Below are 21,307 nucleotides of genomic sequence, written 5' to 3' on the forward strand. Positions count from 1 at the left end.
TCGCGGCTTCGCCTTCCCCGTTCAGGCGAGCGTGGTCAGCCAGCGCGCCGCGCGGAGGAGCAGGTCGTCTGCCGAATCGAACGTCTCGACGCCCGCCACCTGCGGCGCGTCGCACACCGCGAATACCGGCTTGCCCCATTGCAACCCGAGCGCGATCTCGGACAGTGTGCCTAGCCCGCCGCCCACCGCAACGAGGCACAGCGATGAACGCGCGATCAACGCATTGCGTGTTATGCCGAGCCCGGTCGGCAGTGCGACGCTCAGGTACGGGTTTGCGCCTTCAGCGTCGTCCTCGGGCAGTAGGCCAATCGCTATGCCGTCAGCGCGGAAAGCTCCGCGAGCGGCCGCTTCCATTACGCCACCCTTACCGCCGCCGACGATCGCGATGCGCGCTTTTGCGAGCGCGTGCGCGATCGATTCAGCTGTCCGCAGTTGTTCCTCAGTGGCCGCTCTCGGGCCGATCACGCCAACCGGCATCAGGTGCCGATTCGCGCTGCGCTGACGCTCCGCGAGATCGGCGAGGGCAACCGCGACGAGCCGCTCATGTTCAGTGTTGCCTTGGTCTGACAATCCATTCCCCCATTGCAAGAACGCAGGTGCAAAGCGCTGTCAGTACGATCGACAGTACGGCTGCCTGCGAGAAATCGGTTTGCCCATCGGACAGCTTCAGATACAGCAAAAGCGGCAGAATGTTGATCTGCGTGCCGGCCAGAGCGACGGCGGTACCGTAGGTACCGAGCGCGATCGCTGCGACGAGGCACCAAGCCGCGGCCACCGACGGCCACAGTTCGCGCCAGGCCACGTCGAGCCAGGCGCGCCACGGCCGCGCACCGAGCGTGAGCGCCGCATCGAGCGGCCGCCGGTCGAAGTTGGCAAAGGCCGGATAGAGCATCAGCGCGACGCGCGGGATCAGGTAGTACGCGTAGGCGATCGCCAGGCCCGCGCTGGTATAGATCAGGCCTCCGATCTGCGCCGGATTCGCGCCGAGCTTGGCGAGCAGCATCGTCACGAAGCCGGCGCGGCCGAAGCTCAGGATGAAGCCGTAGGCGATCACCAGGCCCGAGAAGGCGAGCGGCACGCCAAGCACGGCGAGCGAGAGTCGCCGCCTCGCCGGCGACTGCCCGGCCAGCGCGATTGCCAGAACCATGCCGATCGCCGTCGACAGCGTGCCGGTGGCGGCCGCCAGGCCCAGCGAGCGGCCGATCGCATCGGCCACCAGCGGATCACCGAACACGGATGCAAACGCGCGGCCGCCGCCGTCGAAAGCGGCGCCGACCAGAGCCGCGAGCGGCAGCGCGAATGCGATTGCGAACAGCAAGCCGGCCGGCAACGCGCCAAAGCGGCGCAGCAGCCCCGCGTCGCGGGTGGCGAGAGTCGAGCTCCGTGTCATCGCGGGCGTCCCTGGTCGTTACCGGTGATCACTGGATTCACTGCCCGAGCGTAGCCTGCGACCACAGCTGGTCGACCTGCGCCTTCTTCGCGGCGGCCTTGGCCACGTCGAGCGGGTGCACCTGCGGCGCGTTCGGCATCTTGGCAGCGATCTCCGGCGCCAGCGTCAAGCCCGGCACGGCAGGCCGCACATAACCCTGCGCGAACAGCGCTTGCCCCGCATCGCTCATCACAAAGTTGAGCCAGAGTTGGGCTGCCGACGGATTGGGCGCATTCTTGACCAGGCTCATCGCATACGGCGCCGACACGCTGCCATCCTGCGGAATCACCACCTCGGCGGCGTCGCCCATACCGTCCGTGTACTTGGCCTTCAGGCCGTCGTTCTCATAGCCGATCAGGACCGGGATCTCCCCCTTCACGAACTTCGCATAGGGCGTGGTGCCCTCCACGCGCAGGACATTGCCGGCCGTCTTCAGCTTGCCGAAGAAATCCGCGCCCGGCTTCGGATCGTCGACGCTGCCGCCCATCGCGTAGGCGGCGGCGAACACGTCCACCTGCCCCTGGCCGGTTGAGCGCGGGTCAAGATAGACTACTGCGTTCTTGTATTCGGGCTTCAGCAGATCGGACCAGCGCTTCGGCACGTCCTTCACCAGCTTACGGTTGACGAGGAAGGCAACGTTCAGCGAATGCACCGTGAACCAGCGGGCGCCGGGATCGCGGAACACCGGCGGCAGTTTGTCGAAGTTGAGCGGCTTGAACGGCGCGACCACGTCCCTGGCCGTCGCGTCGAGAGCCGAGGCGGCGAAGTAATAGGCCGTGTCGGCCTGCGGGCGGCGGCGCGACTTGTCGAGCGTGACCACGGTGGCGGCCGAACCGATGTCGTTGTAGGTGATCTCGACCTTCGGATAGCGCTTGCGGAATTCGGCGAACAGAGCTTTCCAGTTGGCCCACTCGGGACCCGTGTCAAACGAGGCCAGCATACCTTCGTCGGCAGCCTTCTCATAGAGCGCGTCCTCGCCGGGATAAAGCGGCGCCGGTAGCGCGGCATGGGCCGCGCAGGCGACGAGCGTGCCGAACGCGAGCGCAGTCGCGCGTATGCGTTGAATCAGGGTGGGACCTGCAAACATCGTAGTTCTCCGTAATGCGTGTGGGTGTCCGCCGAGGCGGGCGAGTGTGTGTTGATCAGTCATGCGAACAGGTCCAGCTACGATCCAGCCGATGGTGCGGTGTCGATGAGCGTTCATTCGCGCACCGTGGCCGGCAAAACGCGCAGATGGCACGGATCAATCGCGATGCTGTGCACGGCCACCTCGCGCCCCTCACCAAGAAGGGGCGTGGTGGCGCCGTGCGGGATGAAGTCGTAGCGATGTGTCGAGCCGAAATAACGGACCTCGCCACACGCACCGTGGATGCGGTTTGCACACCCCTGCTCGGGATCAGCTTGCACGTGTTCGGGGCGCAGCAACAGCTCGACGGCGTCGCCCTCGCGCAGCGAGCCGGACGGGGCGCACAGCGTCGTGAAGCCGACATCGATGCGATCAGTCGCGACCACGCGCCCGGGCAGGATCGTCGAATGGCCGATGAAGCGCGCGACACGTGCCGAGACCGGCTGTTCGTAGAGTTCGCGCGGCGTACCGACCTGCAGCAGGCGGCCGCCGTCAACGATCGCGAGCGATCGGCCATGCTGAGCGCTTCGTCCTGATCGTGTGTGACAAGCAGAGTGGTCGCGCCACAGGCGCGTTGCAGTGTGCGGATCTCGTCGCGCAGTTGATGACGAATACCAGCGTCGAGCGCCGCCAGCGGCTCGTCGAGCAGCAGCACGCGCGGCTCGATCACCAGCGCCCGCGCCAGCGCGACGCGCTGCTGCTGGCCACCCGACAGTTGCGAGGGAAGTTGCCCGGCATGACTCGTCAGGCCGACGCGCTCGAGCATTGCGAGCGCCTGGCGGCGCCTCTCGGCCAAGCCGATGCCGCGCATCCTCAGACCGTAGGCGACGTTGTCGGTCACGCTTAGGTGCGGAAATAGCGCGTATTGCTGGAACACCATGCCGACGCCGCGCTTCCAGACCGGCTGCTCAGCCACGTCATGGTCGCCAATCACGATACGACCGGCGTAGCCCGTCAGCAGGCCCGCCGTTAGCCGCAACAGCGTCGACTTGCCCGAGCCGCTCTGGCCGATTACGGCGAGCAGCTCGGCCGGCGCAGCCTTCAACGAGATGTCGGAGATGCCGTGCGAAGCGCCCGGGTAGGTATAGCTGACGGTATCGAATTCGAGACTCATGGCATTACTTCAGTCGTTGCACGGTGGTGATTGAGGCGAGTGTGGCCGCCACGGCGAGCACGAGCAGCACGACGGTTGCCGCGCATGCAAAGCCCGATGCGCCATAGAACGCCTGTAGCAGCAGCACCGGATAGTTGCGATAGCGAAAGCCCGCGATCAGATTCGAAATCTGGAATTCGCCGATAGACAGTGCCGCCACCATCACCAGGCCGGCGAACAGGCTGTGACGTAGGTTCGGCATTACCACGGTCAGGAACTGGCGCGAGGGCGCGGCGCCGAGCGTGGCCGCGCAGGCCTCGAGCGTGGCTAGATCGAGATGGCGCAAGTCGGCGAGTAGCGTCTGCAGCAGGTAGGGCAGCGTCAGCACCGCATGCGCGGCGATCATCAGCCACAGCGTGCCGAGCCAAGGCAGCGTGTCGCCGCCGAATACGGCGATATAGCCGAATCCGAGTGTGAGCGCCGGCACGGCGATCGGCATCAGCATTACGAGCCGGGCGACGAGCCCGCGCCCGGCTCTTGCCCGGTGGTTCAGCGCATAGGCGAGCGGCACACCAAGCACTGCATTCAGCGCGCAGCATGCGAGTGCCACCGTGAGACTTGTCGCGAACGCGCGGCGAAAGCTACGGTCGGCCGCCAGTTCGGCGTACCAATGACCGGTCAGGCCGGTTGGCAGCAGCGTGTTGGTCCAGCTTTGACCCATTGAGCCGATCACCAGCAGCGCGATCGGAAGCAGCAGGTAGAGCGCGAACAGCACCACCACGGCACGTACAAGCATGCGGCCCGGCGATGGCGAACGGTCGCCACGACGAACAGGAACGCCAGCGGCGCTGGCCGCGGCAGCATAGGATGACATCAGCGAATCCGGTGGTGAGCAGAGGAGACAGCGCAAAACCCCGTCTAATCAATGACTTGGAATTGCGATAACGGGTGTCATTGTGCGTTGCCGACATGGCATCGTCATGAAAAAAAAGTACAAAGTCCGCATCGTGCTTTGCGAATCTGGAACATCACGCCATGAAACATCTGTATCCGAACATCGCTGAACTGCATGCGTTCACCAGCTCGGCCAAGCATCTGAATTTTTCGTATGCGGCGCGCGAGCTGGGCCTGACGCCGAGCGCGGTGAGCCGGCAGATCGCGAATCTGGAGGTGCTGTTCGGAATGAAGCTGTTCGTGAGAGAGGGGCGCAACCTGTCCCTGACGCGTGCCGGACAGGTCTATCACGCGCGCGTCACAGGCCCGCTGCGCGAGATCGGCAACGCCTCGCTTGAATTGCTGAGTGTGCGCGAGGACAGCGACCTGCTGACCATCGCCAGCGTGCCGACCTTCACTACCAAGTGGCTAGTGCCGAGGTTAACGTCGTTCCTCACGGCAGCGCCTAACATCACACTGAGCTTCCGGCGCCATCTCGCGCACGGCGATCCGTTCCCACTCGGACTCGATGCAGCGATCCGTTATGGCGACGGCCGCTGGGATGGGGTGAACTGCGATTATCTGGCGGGGCGCACTTTTGTGCCTGTCTGTTCGCCCGAATTCGCAGCGAAGCATACGTTGCGCACGCCGCCTGACCTCGCGGCCGCGCCAAGGCTTGTGCACGAGCAGGCAGAAAGCGTCTGGCTTGTATGGTCTGAAAGACATGAGATCACGCACATGAACGCGTTCTCTGGACCGCGCTTCGAGCAGTACGCAGTGCTGATCCAGGCTGCGCAATCTGGACTCGGCCTTGCGCTCGTACCGGCGTTCCTGATTGGCGCAGCACTCGATGCGGGTACGCTCGTGCAGCCCGTCAATGCACCGGTTGATGTCGACAACCAGGGCCACTTCCTCTGCTACACGCCGGAGCGCCTCGATACGAGCGCGGCGCTGCGCAAGCTGCGCGACTGGATGCTAGAGGAATTCTCGGCGCACGATCCGGCGGCACCAGCTACGAGAACGCCGACTCGACGGGGCGGTTGTTAGGCGCGTGCCAGGCTCCTGAACATTCTTACGTATGCCGCGTCCAGCGCGCCATTCGCAGACAGCGATCGAACATTGGCGTGACTTTGTAGATGCGCATTTCGGAGAAAAATCTGTTGCCATAGTCGGCCATTCGGTCATCCGGATTCTCATAGACGCCGAGGTCACGGATGTAGTACTGGCGGAGCTGAGTTGACAGCTTCCGCGGGCTTGGCGTTTCGCGTATCAATTCACGTTAAAGTGCACGCGAACGTCCTGATGACTTTCGACGGGCCGTCCATTCTCGATTGCCGGGAAGAAACGCCACTGCCCAAGCGTGGCAAGCAGGATCTGATTCAGCCGCGGGTTCTGCGTGGGCTTGACCAGTTCGACATCGAACGTACCGTCTGCATGGACAGCGAAGCGTGCAACGGCAACCGCCTGAAAGGCCTGATCCCGAAGATCGTCGGGGACTTCCGGAAGCGGTTGCGAGAGCAGCCGGGCCTGCTGGCTGACGGTCGCGGGTGAGCCTGCGGCTGAAGATGGCGCGCCGTGGTGCGCGATGTCGTCGCTTGGGGCCGGCGCCGCTTTCGACCCTGGCGTGATGGGCGCATCTTGCCGAGCGGCCGTGGCGCCTTGCTGCGCGTCGGGGGCGGGGTGTGGCAGCGGCAGCACGCGAGGGGCCTGGTGCACGGCGCTGCTACGCGCCACCTGCGGCTGCCGTTGCGCAAGGGGCGCGGCATGGGACGCGGTGACGGCATCACGCCGGACGTTGCCCTGGGGCGTTTCGCTTGTGCGTGGCGCGGGCGGCAGCTCCACGACCTGCAGTTCGATCGCCTGCGGGGGCGCTGCGGGTTGCCCGGAGCCAATGAGCCAGCGCACGTGGGAAAGGAAGAACCACCAGACCATCGCTGCCAGCGTTGCGGCAACGATCACGCGACGCCCATTGCGGTTGCCGTACAGCTGCGATTCTCTACTCACGATGCACAGCAACGAGAAAGTGTTCGGCACCGGCCTTGCGCGCTTCGAGTATGGCTTGCACAACCACGCCATGTGAAGCGCCGTCGTCGGCCGCCACGACAAGATTGCCGTCCTTTCGGAGCAGGTTCGTGACCGCTGCGCGAACTTCATCGAGCCGAACGGGCCGCTGGTTCACAAATATCTGGTTGGCGCGATTCACGGAGAGGGTGAGCGGCTGCTCAACCTGCACCGGCTGCGCCTGTCCCCGCGGCAGGTCGACATGGACCGCGTCGAGCCGCTGCATAGCCAGTGTCGTCAGCATGAACGTGGCCAGCAGAAAGAACATCACGTCGATCATCGGGATGATCTCGATGCGGCCACGTCGCGATATGCGTGCGCGCCGCAGCTTCATGAGACCGCTCCCGCACGTTCGCGCGCGAGGCGCAGGTCGCCAAGGCGCTCGTTCGCGAACGTCTCGATCTCCTCCATGAGCCGGTCCACGCGTCGCGAAAAATAGTTGAACGCAAAAAGCGCAACCAGTGCGATCACGAGACCGATGGCAGTAGCGACCAATGCCTGCGCGACGCCACCCGACACGCCCGAGGGACTGACGACGCCATCACCGCCGATCAGCCGGAACGAATGCATCATGCCGACGATCGTGCCGAGCAATCCGAGCAGCGGCGCGGCGGTGACGATCGTTTCGAGCAGCCACAGACCGCGGCTCATGTCGCGCTCGATCTGCGAAGCGGCTTTTTCGATCTGTCCTTCGATACGCCAGACAGGCGTGCTGTCGTCGTCGAACAGGACGTCCACACGCCGTAAGACATGCTCGCCCGGCAGTGAATGCGCGGCGCCATTGCGCGGCATACGCGCGTAGCGCCAGCAGACGTAAGCCCGGTCGAACGCGATCGCGAGCGCGACGATCGCCAGCAGGCTAAGCGGGTAGATGACCCAGCCGCCGAGCCTCAACGCCTCGGCGACACCTTTCCATTCGTTCATGACTGGCTCCTTCGTGCCGGAATAATCAGAAGTGCTTGGTAAGGCCGGCGTAGATCGCTCGCTGCGGGCCATACTGTGGCGCGCCTACGCCGATGCCGGATCCATCACGCAGCTCGTAGACACGGCCGAAGGCATTGACCAGCACGAGCCGCGCATCGAACCTGCCGATCAGCGGCTCGCTGAAATGCTGGATCACGCCGAGGTTGACCTGCGCATACCATGGCAGGCGCCCGGTGTTCGCAAAGCCGCTGCGAAGGCCGCTACCGACGATAGCATCTGTCGTGAAAGTCGTCTGGCCCAGGGCGTAGCTGCCACCGAACGACGCGGTAATGCGTTGGTCGTGATCGAGGTAGACCAGGTGGTTTGCGATGTAGGCCAGTTCGTCGGCGCCGAAGTTGAATTGCGCCGATTCGATGTTCTTTCCCTGCGCCCGGCTGTATGCGACATTCAGATACGCAGTCACATTGTCCTGGTGGTAGCTCGACGTGAACTCCACGCCGTAGACGCGCCCGTACTGGTAGTTGAACGGCGTGAAGATGAGCGCAGTGCCGAATTGCCCCTCGTCGAGCAGATCGCTGGCGCGCTTGTAATACGCGTCGAGTCCTACGGTCAGTGCAGACGTGAGGCGCTGGGTGACGCCGATGTCAAAGTAATCGGCGCGTTCGGGCTTCACCGGGTCGTTCTGCGAGGTCGGGCTCTGATTGGTCGTACCGTTGAACTTGCTGATCGTCGAATCGGACACGAGTTCGAACGCGGGCGGCGTGAAGTAGCGCGCGTATCCGGCGTGCAGCGTCGTCGCGTTGGTCGGCTGGTACACGAGTCCGACGCGCGGGCTTAGCTGTCCGGCCTGCACATACTCGTCCATGCGGTCGTAACGCAGACCATAGTTGAGTGTCAGCTTCGGCGTGATTTTCCACTCGTCCTGCGCATAGAGGCTGTACAGGTAGCCTGACTTGCTGTTCGCATCCTGAATCGTGAGCGGTTGGTCGGAGGTCTGATTTCCGTTCGCGTCGACGGGAAACACGGCCACGGTGTTGTCGAACACGGCATGTTCCTGCTGGAACAGGAGACCCGCACGCAGCGTGTGGTGATCATTGAGCCGCCAGGTGAAATCGGTCTGGACGCCATTCGCCTGGTTGCTGTGGAAGTCCTCGGAAGCGACGCCGTTGAAAATGAGGTCGCCGACCGGGTCCGGATTGAACTTGGTGCGTGTGTAGCGCGTGAAGAGCGCCACCTGATAGTCGAGCGCGCCACCGTTGGTGCCCTGCAGGGCGACTACCGCGAAGTTGTTCAGTTCCGACTGGGTCTCGTTGAGGTTCGCCGAGTCGAACGTGGACTGGCTGTTCAGCGTGTAGACGGGGGCGAGCCCCGGCGTATTCGGAATCTGGAACTGGTTGCTTGCAGTGCCGAACATCACGGTCACGCGCGTGAGCGGGTTGAGCAGGTACGACATGTAACCGAAACCGTTGCCCTGGCGCGTGTGATCGTGCAGGGGGCTGCCGTCCGAAGTAGGCGCCTCGATGCCGAGATTGTTCTGGCCGAGCGAACCGGCGAAGTAATAGCTGAACGGGCCGCTCGAGCCGAACACGTCGGCGCTCGTCTGGATCGTCTGGTGACTGCCGCCGTATACGTCGATCGTGCCGCCGTTGCCGGCGTCGCCGGACTTGGTGCGGATGTCGACGATGCCCGCCGTGCGATAGCCGTACTGGGCCGGCAGCGCACCCGTCACGAGATTCACCTGATCGATGATCCGCGTGTCGAGCGACTGCCCGAAACCGCTGATCGGTTCGGGAATGATGATGCCGTTGAGTCGGTACTGCAGGTTCGCGTGGTCGCCGCGCACGTGAAGCTGACCGTATGAATCGTTGGCGACACCGGGCGCCTGCAGCAGAACCTGATTGAGCGGCGTGTTCGCCCCTTGTGGCGACGAGTCGATGTCGGCCTGCGTGATGCGGTAGACGCTTGCACCGACCTCGGGCAGCAGACCGTTGCGGGCGCGGTCAAGGCGCTGCACGTTGACGGTGACGTCGAGCGTGGTGTCTTTCTGGAGCACGACGGCGAGCGGCTCGGGCACCTGTCCCGGCGTCACCGTCGCGACGCGGGTGAGGGTGCCGTAGCCCGGGGCCTCCCCCTTGACGGCGTAGGTTCCGGGCGTGATGTGGTCGAGCCGGAAGTGCCCGCTGGCGTCAGCCGTCGTCCGTGCGACGCTTTTGCCGCTGGCGTCCTGAAGCGATATCTGGGCATGGTCGGGCGTGTGGCCCTGGGCGTCGGCCACTGTGCCGGCAAGTGAGGCGTCGCCACCGGCAGCGACTGCGCGGGAGCAAAGCGTACAGGCGAGCAGCAGCATACCGGCCTGCGATAGCGGCGATCGGTTCATTGTCTTGTTGTGGTTCAGGGGTGGACGTGCCTGATGTCAGGCCACGATGCGCCATCGACGACAGGGCGACGTTACGCAGCGGTAGCAATGTTATAACATTGCATTCAAAGTTGGCAATCCCCCGCGTGGCGCCAATCTTGAAACGCGGACAGCCGCGGCCTCAGGGGAACGTTAAGTGCGCACTTTTTGCCTGTCCATAATAGGTGTGGACGCACAAACAGGTCTGCACTTCTCGCGGCAAGTTGAGCGCTGCAGTAGCTCGCCTCAATACGCGAACTTCTGATACGCCTCCGGCGCGCGGGCAACGTCCAGTCGATCCACGCGCGGCATATAGCGTAATAACCGCTTCGCCCGCAGGCTCAGGCGTTCGTCCACGTCGGCCGGCACGTCGATATGAACCTCCGGTCGAAAATACCAGCTCCTGCTGTAGCCGATCACCACCATTGGGCGCGGCTGATCCGTTCTATTCGGCGTACCACGATGCAGAGCGCGAACGTCTCGCACCATGACGTCGCCAAGTTCCATCTGGACCGCCTGCAGACCGACCCGGTTCTCGCGCCACGCCTTCATGGCTTCGTCCGGACGCATGCGATGAGTGCCTAGCGTGGTTTCAAAGGGACCGTTCTCAAGGGAGACGTCGCACAGCGGAAAATTGACCGCCAACTGAAAAGAGGGCATTTCCGGCTGGTCATCGAACAGCGGCGGCGTGTCACGGTGGATGTCCTGGTACGTCGAGCCATTCAGCGGCGTGTCGGTGGCAAGCTGGCACATCACCGGGTCGTCGCCGGCGACCCGCTCGACGATACCGAGAATGGCCGGGTCGCAAAAAATACTTTCGTCGGCGAACACGCCCGCGAACGGCAGGGTGATGTAGTGCCGATTGTCACCGCGCACGGCAGTTGTCCCCGAGGCGACGCGCTCGCGTAGCAGCGGCTCGAATGCCTCGCGCCAGGCCCTTAGCGTTGCCTGAGGAAAATGGCGTTTCAACACAACCATGCCATCGCGGTCGAACGTCGCCGCGTACTCGTCCAGTTCGTCTGAAGAGAGGATGGCCATGCTTGTCTCCTTTTGCAGTTGTAGAGCTTTTATCGAAAGCATTCTGTTGAGCGTGAACCCGCGAACCGGCTGAAGAAGCTGACCGAGGAAGCGTCCGCACTCGAGCCCTTCAAAGCGGTCGCGGCACGCCGCATGCTTGCGTACGCTGCACCACGCATCTATTGGCATCAGTCTACCTATCGAAATGGAGTTTATATGACTACCGAGTCCCCACGCCCAACGCCACCTCGTCAAACCGAGTCCGATCCGACCGCCGCGGACCGCCGATTGAGCGATGAACAGAAGGAGTCGCTGAAGAATGAACCGGCGCCGCCAACGCCGAATAGCGGCGAACCACTGCCCGACCCGAAAGAGGTGGGCGAAGCCGGCTGATAGGGAGGCAGGCTGCGCCGCGAGCCTTTTGCTCGCCCGCATAGATTGCGCACCGAGCGGCCTTTCATTGTGCTCGAAATGGAAGCTTCCCCATGGACGGTTCGATCGACTGTGTCATCGTAGGCGGAGGGCCGGCCGGCTTGACCGCGGCCCTTTATCTTGCGCGCTATCGCCGGACGACGAGAGTCTTTGACGCCGGCGAAAGTCGCGCGCGGCTTATCCCTGTTGCGCGCAATGTGCCGGGCTTTCCATCGGGCATCACCGGTCAGGCCTGGTTGGCCAACCTGCGCGAGCAACTCGCGCCGTACGACGTGACGCCCGAACCTGCCCGCGTGGAGGCCATCGAAGCTGTCAGCGATGGTTTCCGGATCGACTATCGTCCAATGGGAGGCGGCGACGCACAAACCGCGCGCTCGGTACACGCCAGACGTGTGTTGCTCGCCGCGGGCATACGTGACGGATTGCCCTCGGTGCCCAACGCCGATGAACTGACACGCTCCGGCCTGTTTCGTCTCTGTCCGATATGCGACGGTTACGAGACTGAAGGCAAGGTTATAGCGATGTTAGGGCCTGCGAAGTGTGCGCTGTCACATGCCATCTTTATGCGGACATTTTCACGCGACGTGTCCGTGGTCGCTTCCGACCTCGACGCGCTATCGGATGCGGAAGTCGCTTCAGCTGCCGCTTGCGGCGTCAGTTTGATCGCGCTATCGAGACTCGACCCAATTCGGGGCGCTGACCAGGCGGTGCAGATCATCGGCCAGAGCGGGGCTGTTCACCGTTTCGACGCGGTATATCCCGTCATGGGTTGCGATCCACGGACTGACGTATTGGGGCTCGACGTAGCGCGCGATGAGGACGGAATGGTGAGAACCGACAAACATCAGCGTACTAGCATTGAACGGCTCTATGCGGCCGGCGACATCGTCAATACCCTCAATCAGATCAGCGTCGCCTCAGGCGAAGCGGCCATTGCCGCGACGGCGATTCATAAGAGTCTTCCGCACAACGCACTTTGAAGTGCTTACGGAGCGCGCAGATCAGGGCGAAGCAACGCCGCGGCTCTGTGTCCGTCATTTCCGCTGCGCTAGTGAGGAATCGCCGGCAGGCGGCACGCCGCTTGCGCGGCCTCATGCATGGGAAGGCAGCCCGCCTGCCTGAAATACCGTCTTGGAGGTACGTCATGAAACATGGAAACAGGTCGTTCGTTGCTGTGGCTCTTGTTATCGCGTTGTCGTCTGCGGCAAGCGCGCGAGCTGGCGATGGCGCTGCGCGGAGCTCAACATCCGGCGCGGGCGCTGGTTCCGCGCAAGCCTTGGATCAGCAGGACTATGGTTCGCCCGGGGACGCGCGCACCGACGCGGGGGCGCGGACCAGTGCGGGTTCCGGCTCGACTGGTTCTGCGACCACCCGTTCCAACAGCGGGAAGACCAACGGGTTAAATATGGGTACAAAAAGCGGCGCGAACAGCGACGTCAATAGCGGACTTAGCCGTTCGAAACAGAACGGTGGCCAGTAAAGATTGTCGGCGCTGGCGTCAGGAGTTGCGAAGCTAAAGAGCTTGAATGATTCAAAAGCGTTGACAAGCCTGTAGCGCCGTTGACGCGGACCCAGGACGATCGGCCTGTTGCGGTTGCGTCGGCATTCGCGACAGGCCGCGGATATTCTGTTGCTCAGACCTGAAAACGCACTATCGCACAGAGCCAGGAGGCAGCGCGACTCGCGCTAGGGCGGCCATTGGCCCGAGCCGCTCGATCGCTCTCATCTGCGCCGCGTCGCGCACGAAGAGCGATCCGGCGAATCCGAGTGCGTTGATCGATACGCCCTCGACACACTCTTCCGATCTCGGCACGACCAACATCCAACGGCGTGTAACGAGCAGGTTGTAGGGCGCGGATTGATGAAGTTCACCGCCGACTTCGACTGGCGCGATGCCGGCGGCTTCGAGCAGCGCGCGATAGCGGGACAGGAGCGACGGCGCCGCATCCACGGAAATCGCGGCACCGGGTTCGAGGCTCGCGAAAGCGTGCCGGAATGGCAGGCGCGGTACGGTTCGCGCCAGACCATCAAGGAGCGGGGCTGCCAGAATAGACTCGATGGGGACCGACGGTTCAGAATCGCCGAGCGGCAACGGCACCATTTGCAGATGCTTATGCGCCTGGCTCGCGCCCGCAGCAGCGCCTGCATTGTAAAAACCGAGGCCGTCGAACTCGGCCATGCAGGCAATCAGCGACTCGAAGTCGGCCAGGGTGAGGAGCGCGTTTTGCGATTCGAAGTCACGGGTAACAATCAGCAGATGATTGTCGATGACATTGAACTTGTTGAGCAAAGCCAGATGCGTGTCGGAGATATCCGCGACAAAGAGGTCCGGCTCGTAGGGCAGGAATGGATCCGCCGGCGCGTGCTCCCCTTCTTGAAGCTTTGGTGTTTGCCGCCGCTGCTGCTCCTTGCGGATCAGGCTGGAGACCTGCCGCACGACAAAGCGGATGCCGTCGCTTTCGAGCACCGTCTGCGAAGTCTCGATCTGTTGCAGCGCACCGCAGCGTAGTGCGTGCTCCGCCTGGCGCAGCATGGCAGGCCATAGGGTTCCAGGTTCAAGGCGTCGGTTTTCCATGCTTCGTTGCGGAGATTAATTTGCGATTGGGGCAGCGGTGCATCGATTTACCGCGACTTCCAGGTGGGTACTAACCGCCCGCCATCCGATTGGTCAGTGGACAGTTCTGAACTTCGCGTGCCGTCGGCAATATGTAGTCGCGGAACTGCTCGCGCAGTTTCAGCTTGTGTAGCTTTCCGGTTGCAGTGTGCGGCAATTCGCCGACGAAAACGATGTCGTCAGGAATCCACCACTTGGCGACCTTGCCTTCGTAGAACGCACGCAACTCGTGCTGGGTCACATCCATATCGGGGCGCTTGACGACCACCAGCAGCGGCCGCTCCGCCCACAAGGGATGCGCGCAGGCAATGCACGCGGCTTCCGCCACCGCGGGATGGGCGACCGCCACATTCTCGATGTCGATCGAACTGATCCACTCGCAGCCGGACTTGATCAGGTCCTTGCTGCGATCGGTAATGCGCATGAAGCCGTCGCGGTCGATCGTGGCGACGTCGCCGGTCGGAAACCAGCCATCGACGAGCGGCGACGCATCGTGGCGGAAGTAGCGGTCGATCACCCACGGTCCGCGCACATGCAGATCGCCGAACGTGGCGCCGTCCCACGGCAATTCGCGCCCGTCGTCGCCGACGATCTTCATATCGACGCCATAGACCACATGTCCCTGCTTCTCGAGCAGCCTGCGCTGCTCGTCGGGCGGGCGCTGCGTCTGCTCCCAGTTGAGTCTTGCAAGGGTACCGAGCGGCGACATTTCCGTCATGCCCCACCCGTGGATGGCTTCGACGCCGTAGTCGTCCTTGAACATTCTGAGCATGGCGGGCGGGCATGCCGAGCCGCCGATTATCGTGCGCTCCAGCGACGAGAACCGCACGCCCGTTTCACGCACGTAGTTGAGCAGTCCGAGCCACACGGTCGGCACGCCCGCCGAACACGTGACGCGTTCTGCTTCCATCAGATCGTAGAGCGACTTGCCGTCGAGGTCCTTGCCGGGGAACACCAGCTTCGCCCCAGTCAACGGCGCGGCATGCGCAATGCCCCACGCGTTCACATGGAACATCGGCACGACCGGCAACACAGAATCGCGCGCGGACAAGCCCATCGCATCGGGAAGCGATGCGCCGAACGCATGCAGCACCGTGGAGCGATGCGAATACAGCGCGCCTTTCGGATTGCCTGTCGTGCCCGAGGTGTAGCAGAGATTCGATGCGCTTCGCTCGTCGATGAGCGGCCAGTCGAAGTCGCCGTCCTTCGCCATGAGCAACGCTTCGTAGCACGACGCGGCCGTCGACATGCGCGACATATGCGCCTCGTCCGTCATTGCAATCCAGCCGAGCACGTTCGGGCATTGCGGCGCAAGCATGTCGACGAGCGGCGCGAACGTGATGTCGAACAGCACATGACTGTCGTCGGCGTGATTGATGATATAGGCGATCTGCTCGGGAAAAAGCCGCGGATTGATCGTGTGGCAGACGGCGCCGAAGCCCGTCGTGCCGTAGTACGTTTCCAGGTGCCGGTAGCCGTTCCATGCGAGGGTGCCGATCCGGTCGCCCGCTTCGACGCCGAGCGCGATCAGCGACTGCGCGAGTTGCTTCGCGCGCCGCTCGCAGTCGCGATACGTGTACCGATGCACATCGCCCTCGACGCGCTTCGACACGATCTCTGTCGTGCCGAAGTAGCGTGACGCATGCGCCAGCAACGAAGAAACCGTCAGCGGGACGTCCATCATCTGACCATGCAGCGGTGTTGTCATGGCCGCGTCTCCCTCGATCCGTGCTCGAATTGGCTGCTAATGCTCCGATTGGCCCTTGACGCAAACCACGCAGCCAATCCCGCTCAGTGATTCAAGATAGGCTAGCCCCGGACCTGTTGCAAATGGCTAATGGGGAATAGTTGCCGCCAACCGATCCATTTCTGGAAGCATTTATTCCAGCAAGGAAAAACTGTTCTTCAGCGACACGCCGTGCCAAATAGCCACCGCGACTCCTATAGTTCGCTTGAACCACAAGCAGATATTGTCAGTCGACATGCGCCAAAACTTTATGTGTGCACTACTGCCGTTTATCGATCTGTTCACGCGCCATCGCGGCCCGCACGGTGTAACCATGAAACGTTTTAGTCTGACCGCATCGCTATGCATTGCGTCGCTCGTGTCGCCGGCAAGTCAGGCACAAGACCCGCAGCCGTCCGGCTATCACTACACCTTACCGCTCGACGTAGCGCTCGACGCGGCGAAAGAAGCGATTCGCGTGTGCGAAACGAAGCATTACTGGGTGACCGCGACGGTGCTCGATATGGATGGCGCGCCCCAGGTAGTACTGCGCGGAGACAGGAGCACGGTACACACCGCTGAATCGAGTATGCGTAAAGCGTTTACCGTCGTGACACTAGGGCCGGAATTCGGCTTCGACCGGTCGAGCGGCTTTTTCGAATTGATGAAGACGAGTCCATACGCGCCGCAACTCGCGACCGTGCACAACGTCATGGCATTGCCGGGTGCGGTAGCGTTCAAGGTGAATGGAGAGATAGTGGGCGCGCTTGGGATCGGCGGCGCACCCGGCGGCGACAAGGACGAGGTGTGCGCGGCGGCGGGTGTGGCGAAAGTCGCGGACCGCCTGCCGCACTGAGTCTGCTTGCAGTTGCAGCGCGCGCTCAGGCCGCCGCGACTCGCGGATCGAAGTCGAACTCAAGCCGGATGCCGCCCGGTTCGAAAATCATCGTGTGCCGCTTCGGGCCGGCACCCAAGGTTTCTGGTGCAAATTGAACTTCGACGCCGGGCCATTTCGACACCTTCGAGAACACGTCATTGAGCGCTGCTTCACTGCCCACGCGCAGCGCCAGGTGGTGCAGGCCGACGTTCGTTTTGCGGTCGAATTCGACGCGTCCCGCCTGATTCTGGACTTCCCACAGCGTGAGCATCACCTGTCCGTCGGACACGAACGCAGCCGGATAGTCCGGCTTCTCGCCAACTTGCGTCCATCCCAGACAATTGATGAAAAAGTCGCGAGTGAGATTCAGATCGCGAACGGTCAAGCCGATGTGATCGATACCAAGTGTCAGCGGTTTCGCATTCATGTCGAGCCTCCAGGTTGTGACGGTGATGCTACCGCAGAAGCGCAATGTGGATCGGTGGCGCGACCGGATCCCGGTTGATGGAGGCGAGATATTCACTTATGCATTGCGAGCCCCGTTGAAGCACAGACTTCATTCGCCACTTCAGACAATTGAGTTTGTTACAGGCAGGTTCAACATTTATCGAGGTGTTTGCCATGAAATCGATTATCCGTGGAGCCCTTTTTGCCAGCGCGCTTGTGATTCCCGTTGCGTCGTTCGCTCAGTCGACCGAACACACGACACGTGCGCAGGTCCGTGCAGAACTCGTGCAACTGGAGAGCGTGGGATGGCACGTCGGTGACGGCGATACGACGCACTATCCTGATGAAGTCCAGGCCGCCGAGGCGAAGATGGCGGCGCGTGATGCATCGACGAGCAACTACGCCGGCGCATCGATTACGTCCCGAGTGAGCGGAGGCGTGTCGGCTGAAGACTGGAATGCAATGTATAGCCGCTGAGCGTTCAACAGGCTTCGAGCGTTTCCGCGAATTGACCATACGACCATCTATCACGGTGCCGCGGACTCGCTGAACGACTACCAGGTGAATGATCGCAGTCGAAAATGAATCCCGGCGAAAACACGAAGTGCGCACGTGTCTCAACGACTCGCATCCCGCGGCATGGGCGGCATGGGCGGCATGTACAGCCGGCCGGTCACGAACATCACCAGCGCCAGCACGGCAATTCCGGTGAGAATGCCGGATAGCCGCATGAGCGCAGGCAATGGATCGGACGACCAGTGGTGATCCTGGACGAACACCATGATGAAGGCGATGGTGAATTGCCGCCCCACGTAGCTTGCTCCTTCCCGTCCTGTTTGCACGTGGCATCCTGCCCACACGCCGATGGACAGCGCGAGCATGCACAGGATTGCCTGCCCTTGCATCAGAGGGAGGAGCGCCACACCAATCACACCGGCCAGCAGGCAGCCGGCTACGCGTTGCACCATCTTTTCCATGACCGGCTGCCGCGTTCCTTCTGCTGCCAGACCCGGCGGCACGATCAGCACCGCGATCGCCGTAACCATTGCTTGCGCGAAACCCGGCAGATGCAGAACGTACGTCAGCGATGCAAGGATTGTGATGGACAGCGCGGCCTGCAAGCACAACAGCATACGAGTCGAGCGTGCCGATTCCAGTGGCGGCGTCAAATTTTCAGCGGCTGGTACACCGTCGGACTCACCCGCCGCACGAGCGGTTGAAGCCTCCAGTGCCGTCCTGTTCCTTCGATACCACTTCGGCCCGAAATGAAACACGCTCGCCACCAGCAGGCAAGCAAGTGTTCCAACCGCGACCTCGGCGACGCGCAGCACCGCAAACAAGGCGGTCGCCCGGAAGGACGCGAACTTGTGCGCTTCGTACATCACCATCAGGGCCGTCACGCCGCCCAGAACCCAGGCGTAGGTCGCCTTGGACCCGTTGGCCCGATACACCGCGACGGCGCCGATCACCCCCAGCGCGGGCACGAACACCCACGGACGGTCGCCGATCCAGGGCCCGGCGATAGCCCCGAGCGCGGCCCCCATCACCGTGCCGATGATGCGGTGTGCGGCACGCTGCACGGAACCGGAAAAACTCGTTTGCATGACCGCGAAGCCGCTGATTGCGGCCCACCACGTGTCCGATAGGCCCAACGCGTTTGCAAGCGCGACAGAGAGCGCGACCGAGAGCATTGCCTCTGCGGCGAATGTCGCGCGCGCCCGGGAAGCCTTCCAGGCCGCCAGCTCACGCACGAGCCCGAAAATGGCCGTGCGGCAGAGCTGAACAAGGGTGCCGGCGAGCGTCATCTCTCCGCCGCACTCGAAACGAGAGGCCCAGGCACAATGGCGGAAAAGACAGCGTGATCCATGTAAAAGGAGCCTCCATTTATCGCGCGGCTATGACAATGATGTCGAGCCATCCTCGCAGCCATGCGGCAGATTATATGGCCGGTGGCGCGAGAGGCCACGGGTTAAGAAGCGGACGTGCCCTCTACCGAAACTTGCCGAACGGGACGGGCCGCAAGTTGCCACGCGTCGCGCAGCAGTCTCAGGAACTCGGCTTCGCGGTAGCAGTGGCGTTGGTCGGCCATGACCGCTTCGCTGCACAGGTCCATGATGTCGCGACGGAGCCGCCGGTCTTGCACATCAGCCGCGAGCCAGGCGAGCGTCGCGGGATCGACCTGACATACGTCGCTCCAATTCAGATAGCCAGACCGCGTCAGATCTTCGTACAGCGTTTGCACGATCGAAAGCAATCGGTGTCGATCCAACCGCAGGCGCCTTTCCATACCACAGCGGTCAAGCGCGTCGAGTTCAGTGAGGCTGAGGTGTCCATCGATTAACAGGCATGCCGCCAGGATGCGGCCCGCTGCCTCGGGACTGTTGCATTGATAGTGACGCATTTGCTACTCCTTTCCATATCGACAAGAACGGGGCGGCGAAATGAACCCTGAGATAGTCCGGGAGAATCGCCGTGACAATTCAGCTAGCCTTACGCGGGCGCTAGCTGAGGAAAACGGATGATGGGTGTGTCATGTGGCGGATCGGGGGCCATTGGCGGAGGCATTGCGGCGATCGCCCGGCTGACGGCCAGTGTCGACATTGCCGACCGGTTGCAGCGCACCGTGGCTCGGCTGAGAGTCGCCTTGCAGGATCATTTCGATTGCGGCGCGGTCAACTTTTCCCTGTTCAGTAAGCGGCACGCGATCGGCCACGACGATACGGATCCGCTTCGCGATTAACGAGCCGAGCGAAATTTCCAGCCTGCGCATGCATCGCGTGACGTCCACCTGCCCAGCGGTCCATGGTTCGATCAGCGCGTCCCATCCGTGTTCGCTGGCACTCCTGTTTGCGGCCAGCGCCACGGCGTAGCGAACGTCAGGTAAGCGGCACAAGACATCTTCTATCTGTGTCGGACCGATCGTCACTCCGTCGATTTCCGCGACGTCGGATGCGCGGCCGAGAACGTGCAGATCGGCTGCTTCGTCGACGAAGCCGACGTCGCCGGTCAGGCACCAACCATGCTGAAACTTTTGTGCCTCTTCGAGCGGCTGGTGATAGTAACCATCCGCCACGGCGGCCGACTTCACTTCGATGTTTCCGCACTGTCCGGCACCTGCCAGCGTTCCGTCGGCGCGCCGCATACGTACCTCGACGCCGGGTCGAATAGCGCCCGCGCAAAGCAGCAGTTCCGGTTTGGCCTCATAGTTGGATGGCGGCAGAATACTGACGACACCGGTTTCGCTTGCACCGTAGAGATGGGTAAGCACGGGACCCAGACGCGCGATCGCGCGTTCGCGCAGTACCGCGGGCGCTGACCCGCCGATGTGCGCGATGGAGCGCAGCGACGACAGGTCGCGCCGGCCGACGTCCGGGTGGTCCATTGTTTCGAACAGCTGAGGCTCGACGAGCAGCACGTCGGTGATACGTTCCGATTCGATCGTCGCGAGCGTCTCCGCGGGATCGTAGCGACGCTTCAACACGACCGTACCACCGCCGATGAGCGTCATGTCCACCAGCACTTGCGACAGGTACGCGAGCGGGCCATTGATAAGCTGGCGCCGGTCCTTGTCGTTCGCCGCGCAGACCATCGCCGAATACGCCGCGAAGGACCGGCGGCTGCATTTGGGCATACCCGTCGTGCCGCCCGACGAGACGACGACCGCGAGGTCATCGGCGCTCAATGGTTTGCGCAACGGCTGATTCGCGTGCACTTGCGCGAGCTTGTCCAGGCGTGCAGAGGCGGGGCCGACGCCGACGAACAGCACGCGGCTCTCGAGCGCAATGGGTATGTTGTGAAGGGTTTCCGGGAAGGCTACGAGAAGCGTGGGTTGGACGCGGGCTAGCAAGGTTGCGTGCCGCCCGGCGTTCGTTGATGCAGGCACGAACATCGTCGCCGAACCAAGCAGGTTTGCCGCGTAGCGGATCGCAAGCGCGTCCGGACAATTGGGGGCGAGCAGTGCGACCAGCGAGCCCCGGCCGATGCCGAGCACCGCAAGCGCCCGTGCATAGCGAAAGATTGCCGTTCGCAGGGTACTGCCCGTTACGTCATGGTCGAAATAGCGCAGCACCGCCCGATCAGAATGTGTTTCCAGTTGATCGAGCAAGGCGTCGATATACGGCCGAAACGCTGCTTTCTCTTCGTGTTGCATGATTGCTCCGCTTCAGTGATGCATGATTCGATAGGCGAATCAGGCTGTGCTGAGACGGATTGTGCGTTTGCATAATGAGCGGA

Annotated in this window: 19 protein-coding genes and 1 pseudogene; 4 read left to right on the top strand and 16 right to left on the bottom strand. The window is 62.8% G+C overall.

The features are described from left to right. Positions 1 to 21 precede the first annotated feature (21 nt). From B0G82_RS31505 to B0G82_RS31525, 5 genes and pseudogenes are all read right to left on the bottom strand, one after another. Complete coding sequence (locus B0G82_RS31505; RefSeq protein ID WP_121310971.1) at positions 22 to 477, bottom strand: TIGR00725 family protein; 456 nt, start codon at positions 475 to 477, stop codon at positions 22 to 24. A gap of 70 nt (positions 478 to 547) precedes the next feature. After that, positions 548 to 1,390 (bottom strand): ABC transporter permease subunit, encoded by an 843-nt coding sequence (locus B0G82_RS31510; protein WP_121310159.1) that lies wholly within the window; start codon positions 1,388 to 1,390, stop codon positions 548 to 550. A gap of 37 nt (positions 1,391 to 1,427) precedes the next feature. After that, positions 1,428 to 2,516: an extracellular solute-binding protein gene (locus B0G82_RS31515; protein ID WP_121310160.1), complete on the bottom strand. Its 1,089-nt coding sequence runs from the start codon at positions 2,514 to 2,516 to the stop codon at positions 1,428 to 1,430. Between the two features lie 113 nt (positions 2,517 to 2,629). Beyond that, a pseudogene (locus B0G82_RS31520) lies at positions 2,630 to 3,669 on the bottom strand (ABC transporter ATP-binding protein). 4 nt (positions 3,670 to 3,673) lie between these two features. Beyond that, complete coding sequence (locus B0G82_RS31525; protein ID WP_121310161.1) at positions 3,674 to 4,522, bottom strand: ABC transporter permease subunit; 849 nt, start codon at positions 4,520 to 4,522, stop codon at positions 3,674 to 3,676. 161 nt (positions 4,523 to 4,683) lie between these two features. On the opposite strand from B0G82_RS31525, the gene B0G82_RS31530 reads away from it, so the two are divergent. Beyond that, on the top strand, positions 4,684 to 5,628 hold the full coding sequence (locus tag B0G82_RS31530) for a LysR substrate-binding domain-containing protein (RefSeq protein ID WP_121310162.1): 945 nt from the start codon (positions 4,684 to 4,686) through the stop codon (positions 5,626 to 5,628). 222 nt (positions 5,629 to 5,850) lie between these two features. Here B0G82_RS31530 and B0G82_RS31535 read toward each other — a convergent pair whose 3' ends face one another. From B0G82_RS31535 to B0G82_RS31555, 5 genes are all read right to left on the bottom strand, one after another. Next, complete coding sequence (locus tag B0G82_RS31535) at positions 5,851 to 6,597, bottom strand: energy transducer TonB (protein ID WP_241974909.1); 747 nt, start codon at positions 6,595 to 6,597, stop codon at positions 5,851 to 5,853. Further along, the gene (locus tag B0G82_RS31540) at positions 6,578 to 6,922 is read right to left on the bottom strand and encodes a biopolymer transporter ExbD (protein WP_347237569.1); all 345 of its coding nucleotides are present in this window, start codon (positions 6,920 to 6,922) and stop codon (positions 6,578 to 6,580) included. The genes B0G82_RS31535 and B0G82_RS31540 overlap by 20 nt, the downstream gene beginning before the upstream one ends. Positions 6,923 to 6,972: 50 nt before the next feature. Further along, positions 6,973 to 7,566: a MotA/TolQ/ExbB proton channel family protein gene (locus B0G82_RS31545; protein WP_121310164.1), complete on the bottom strand. Its 594-nt coding sequence runs from the start codon at positions 7,564 to 7,566 to the stop codon at positions 6,973 to 6,975. A 25-nt stretch (positions 7,567 to 7,591) separates the two neighbouring features. Continuing rightward, complete coding sequence (locus B0G82_RS31550) at positions 7,592 to 9,913, bottom strand: TonB-dependent receptor (protein WP_121310975.1); 2,322 nt, start codon at positions 9,911 to 9,913, stop codon at positions 7,592 to 7,594. 294 nt (positions 9,914 to 10,207) lie between these two features. Continuing rightward, positions 10,208 to 11,413, bottom strand: coding sequence for a phytanoyl-CoA dioxygenase family protein (locus B0G82_RS31555; RefSeq protein ID WP_241974910.1), 1,206 nt, complete (start codon positions 11,411 to 11,413; stop codon positions 10,208 to 10,210). A 50-nt stretch (positions 11,414 to 11,463) separates the two neighbouring features. Between B0G82_RS31555 and B0G82_RS31560 the strand changes: the two genes are divergently transcribed. Beyond that, positions 11,464 to 12,390, top strand: coding sequence for an NAD(P)/FAD-dependent oxidoreductase (locus B0G82_RS31560; RefSeq protein WP_121310166.1), 927 nt, complete (start codon positions 11,464 to 11,466; stop codon positions 12,388 to 12,390). Between the two features lie 671 nt (positions 12,391 to 13,061). Here the strand turns inward: B0G82_RS31560 and B0G82_RS31565 are convergent. Both B0G82_RS31565 and B0G82_RS31570 read right to left on the bottom strand, forming a co-directional pair. Continuing rightward, positions 13,062 to 13,985 carry a phosphorylase gene (locus tag B0G82_RS31565; RefSeq protein ID WP_121310167.1) on the bottom strand — a complete coding sequence of 308 codons (924 nt, stop codon included), beginning with the start codon at positions 13,983 to 13,985 and terminating at the stop codon, positions 13,062 to 13,064. 70 nt (positions 13,986 to 14,055) lie between these two features. Next, positions 14,056 to 15,732 (bottom strand): 3-(methylthio)propionyl-CoA ligase, encoded by a 1,677-nt coding sequence (locus B0G82_RS31570; RefSeq protein ID WP_121310168.1) that lies wholly within the window; start codon positions 15,730 to 15,732, stop codon positions 14,056 to 14,058. A 352-nt stretch (positions 15,733 to 16,084) separates the two neighbouring features. Between B0G82_RS31570 and B0G82_RS31575 the strand changes: the two genes are divergently transcribed. Beyond that, a complete protein-coding gene (locus B0G82_RS31575) occupies positions 16,085 to 16,606 on the top strand; it encodes a heme-binding protein (protein WP_116149211.1) in 522 nt (173 codons plus the stop codon). 25 nt (positions 16,607 to 16,631) lie between these two features. On the opposite strand, the gene B0G82_RS31580 is transcribed toward B0G82_RS31575, so the two are convergent. Further along, positions 16,632 to 17,054: a VOC family protein gene (locus tag B0G82_RS31580; RefSeq protein ID WP_121310169.1), complete on the bottom strand. Its 423-nt coding sequence runs from the start codon at positions 17,052 to 17,054 to the stop codon at positions 16,632 to 16,634. A gap of 194 nt (positions 17,055 to 17,248) precedes the next feature. Here B0G82_RS31580 and B0G82_RS31585 point away from each other — a divergent pair, with 194 nt between their 5' ends. Next, a complete protein-coding gene (locus tag B0G82_RS31585) occupies positions 17,249 to 17,551 on the top strand; it encodes a DUF4148 domain-containing protein (RefSeq protein ID WP_121310170.1) in 303 nt (100 codons plus the stop codon). A 140-nt stretch (positions 17,552 to 17,691) separates the two neighbouring features. Here the strand turns inward: B0G82_RS31585 and B0G82_RS31590 are convergent, their stop codons facing one another. The 3 genes from B0G82_RS31590 to B0G82_RS31600 all read right to left on the bottom strand — a co-directional run bounded on the left by B0G82_RS31590 (position 17,692) and on the right by B0G82_RS31600 (position 21,224). Next, a complete protein-coding gene (locus B0G82_RS31590; protein ID WP_121310171.1) occupies positions 17,692 to 18,879 on the bottom strand; it encodes an FUSC family protein in 1,188 nt (395 codons plus the stop codon). 164 nt (positions 18,880 to 19,043) lie between these two features. Beyond that, positions 19,044 to 19,475 (bottom strand): TerB family tellurite resistance protein, encoded by a 432-nt coding sequence (locus tag B0G82_RS31595; RefSeq protein ID WP_116148149.1) that lies wholly within the window; start codon positions 19,473 to 19,475, stop codon positions 19,044 to 19,046. A 129-nt stretch (positions 19,476 to 19,604) separates the two neighbouring features. Then, complete coding sequence (locus tag B0G82_RS31600) at positions 19,605 to 21,224, bottom strand: AMP-binding protein (protein WP_241974912.1); 1,620 nt, start codon at positions 21,222 to 21,224, stop codon at positions 19,605 to 19,607. Positions 21,225 to 21,307: the final 83 nt, after the last annotated feature.

Origin of the sequence: Paraburkholderia sp. BL17N1 (genome assembly GCF_003634175.1) — a bacterium.
Taxonomy (GTDB): Bacteria; Pseudomonadota; Gammaproteobacteria; order Burkholderiales; family Burkholderiaceae; genus Paraburkholderia.

What these genes read in the sequence shown, in the direction of transcription:
- B0G82_RS31570 (WP_121310168.1), bottom strand. Translation starts at nt 15,732, where the DNA reads ATGACAACACCGCTGCATGGTCAGATGATGGACGTCCCGCTGACGGTT.
- B0G82_RS31505 (WP_121310971.1), bottom strand. Translation starts at nt 477, where the DNA reads ATGCCGGTTGGCGTGATCGGCCCGAGAGCGGCCACTGAGGAACAACTG.
- B0G82_RS31565 (WP_121310167.1), bottom strand. Translation starts at nt 13,985, where the DNA reads ATGGAAAACCGACGCCTTGAACCTGGAACCCTATGGCCTGCCATGCTG.
- B0G82_RS31515 (WP_121310160.1), bottom strand. Translation starts at nt 2,516, where the DNA reads ATGTTTGCAGGTCCCACCCTGATTCAACGCATACGCGCGACTGCGCTC.
- B0G82_RS31555 (WP_241974910.1), bottom strand. Translation starts at nt 11,413, where the DNA reads ATGCGGGCGAGCAAAAGGCTCGCGGCGCAGCCTGCCTCCCTATCAGCC.
- B0G82_RS31550 (WP_121310975.1), bottom strand. Translation starts at nt 9,913, where the DNA reads ATGCTGCTGCTCGCCTGTACGCTTTGCTCCCGCGCAGTCGCTGCCGGT.
- B0G82_RS31585 (WP_121310170.1), top strand. Translation starts at nt 17,249, where the DNA reads ATGAAATCGATTATCCGTGGAGCCCTTTTTGCCAGCGCGCTTGTGATT.
- B0G82_RS31560 (WP_121310166.1), top strand. Translation starts at nt 11,464, where the DNA reads ATGGACGGTTCGATCGACTGTGTCATCGTAGGCGGAGGGCCGGCCGGC.
- B0G82_RS31600 (WP_241974912.1), bottom strand. Translation starts at nt 21,224, where the DNA reads ATGCAACACGAAGAGAAAGCAGCGTTTCGGCCGTATATCGACGCCTTG.
- B0G82_RS31575 (WP_116149211.1), top strand. Translation starts at nt 16,085, where the DNA reads ATGAAACGTTTTAGTCTGACCGCATCGCTATGCATTGCGTCGCTCGTG.
- B0G82_RS31580 (WP_121310169.1), bottom strand. Translation starts at nt 17,054, where the DNA reads ATGAATGCGAAACCGCTGACACTTGGTATCGATCACATCGGCTTGACC.
- B0G82_RS31525 (WP_121310161.1), bottom strand. Translation starts at nt 4,522, where the DNA reads ATGTCATCCTATGCTGCCGCGGCCAGCGCCGCTGGCGTTCCTGTTCGT.
- B0G82_RS31540 (WP_347237569.1), bottom strand. Translation starts at nt 6,922, where the DNA reads ATGATCGACGTGATGTTCTTTCTGCTGGCCACGTTCATGCTGACGACA.
- B0G82_RS31590 (WP_121310171.1), bottom strand. Translation starts at nt 18,879, where the DNA reads ATGACGCTCGCCGGCACCCTTGTTCAGCTCTGCCGCACGGCCATTTTC.
- B0G82_RS31545 (WP_121310164.1), bottom strand. Translation starts at nt 7,566, where the DNA reads ATGAACGAATGGAAAGGTGTCGCCGAGGCGTTGAGGCTCGGCGGCTGG.
- B0G82_RS31510 (WP_121310159.1), bottom strand. Translation starts at nt 1,390, where the DNA reads ATGACACGGAGCTCGACTCTCGCCACCCGCGACGCGGGGCTGCTGCGC.
- B0G82_RS31595 (WP_116148149.1), bottom strand. Translation starts at nt 19,475, where the DNA reads ATGCGTCACTATCAATGCAACAGTCCCGAGGCAGCGGGCCGCATCCTG.
- B0G82_RS31530 (WP_121310162.1), top strand. Translation starts at nt 4,684, where the DNA reads ATGAAACATCTGTATCCGAACATCGCTGAACTGCATGCGTTCACCAGC.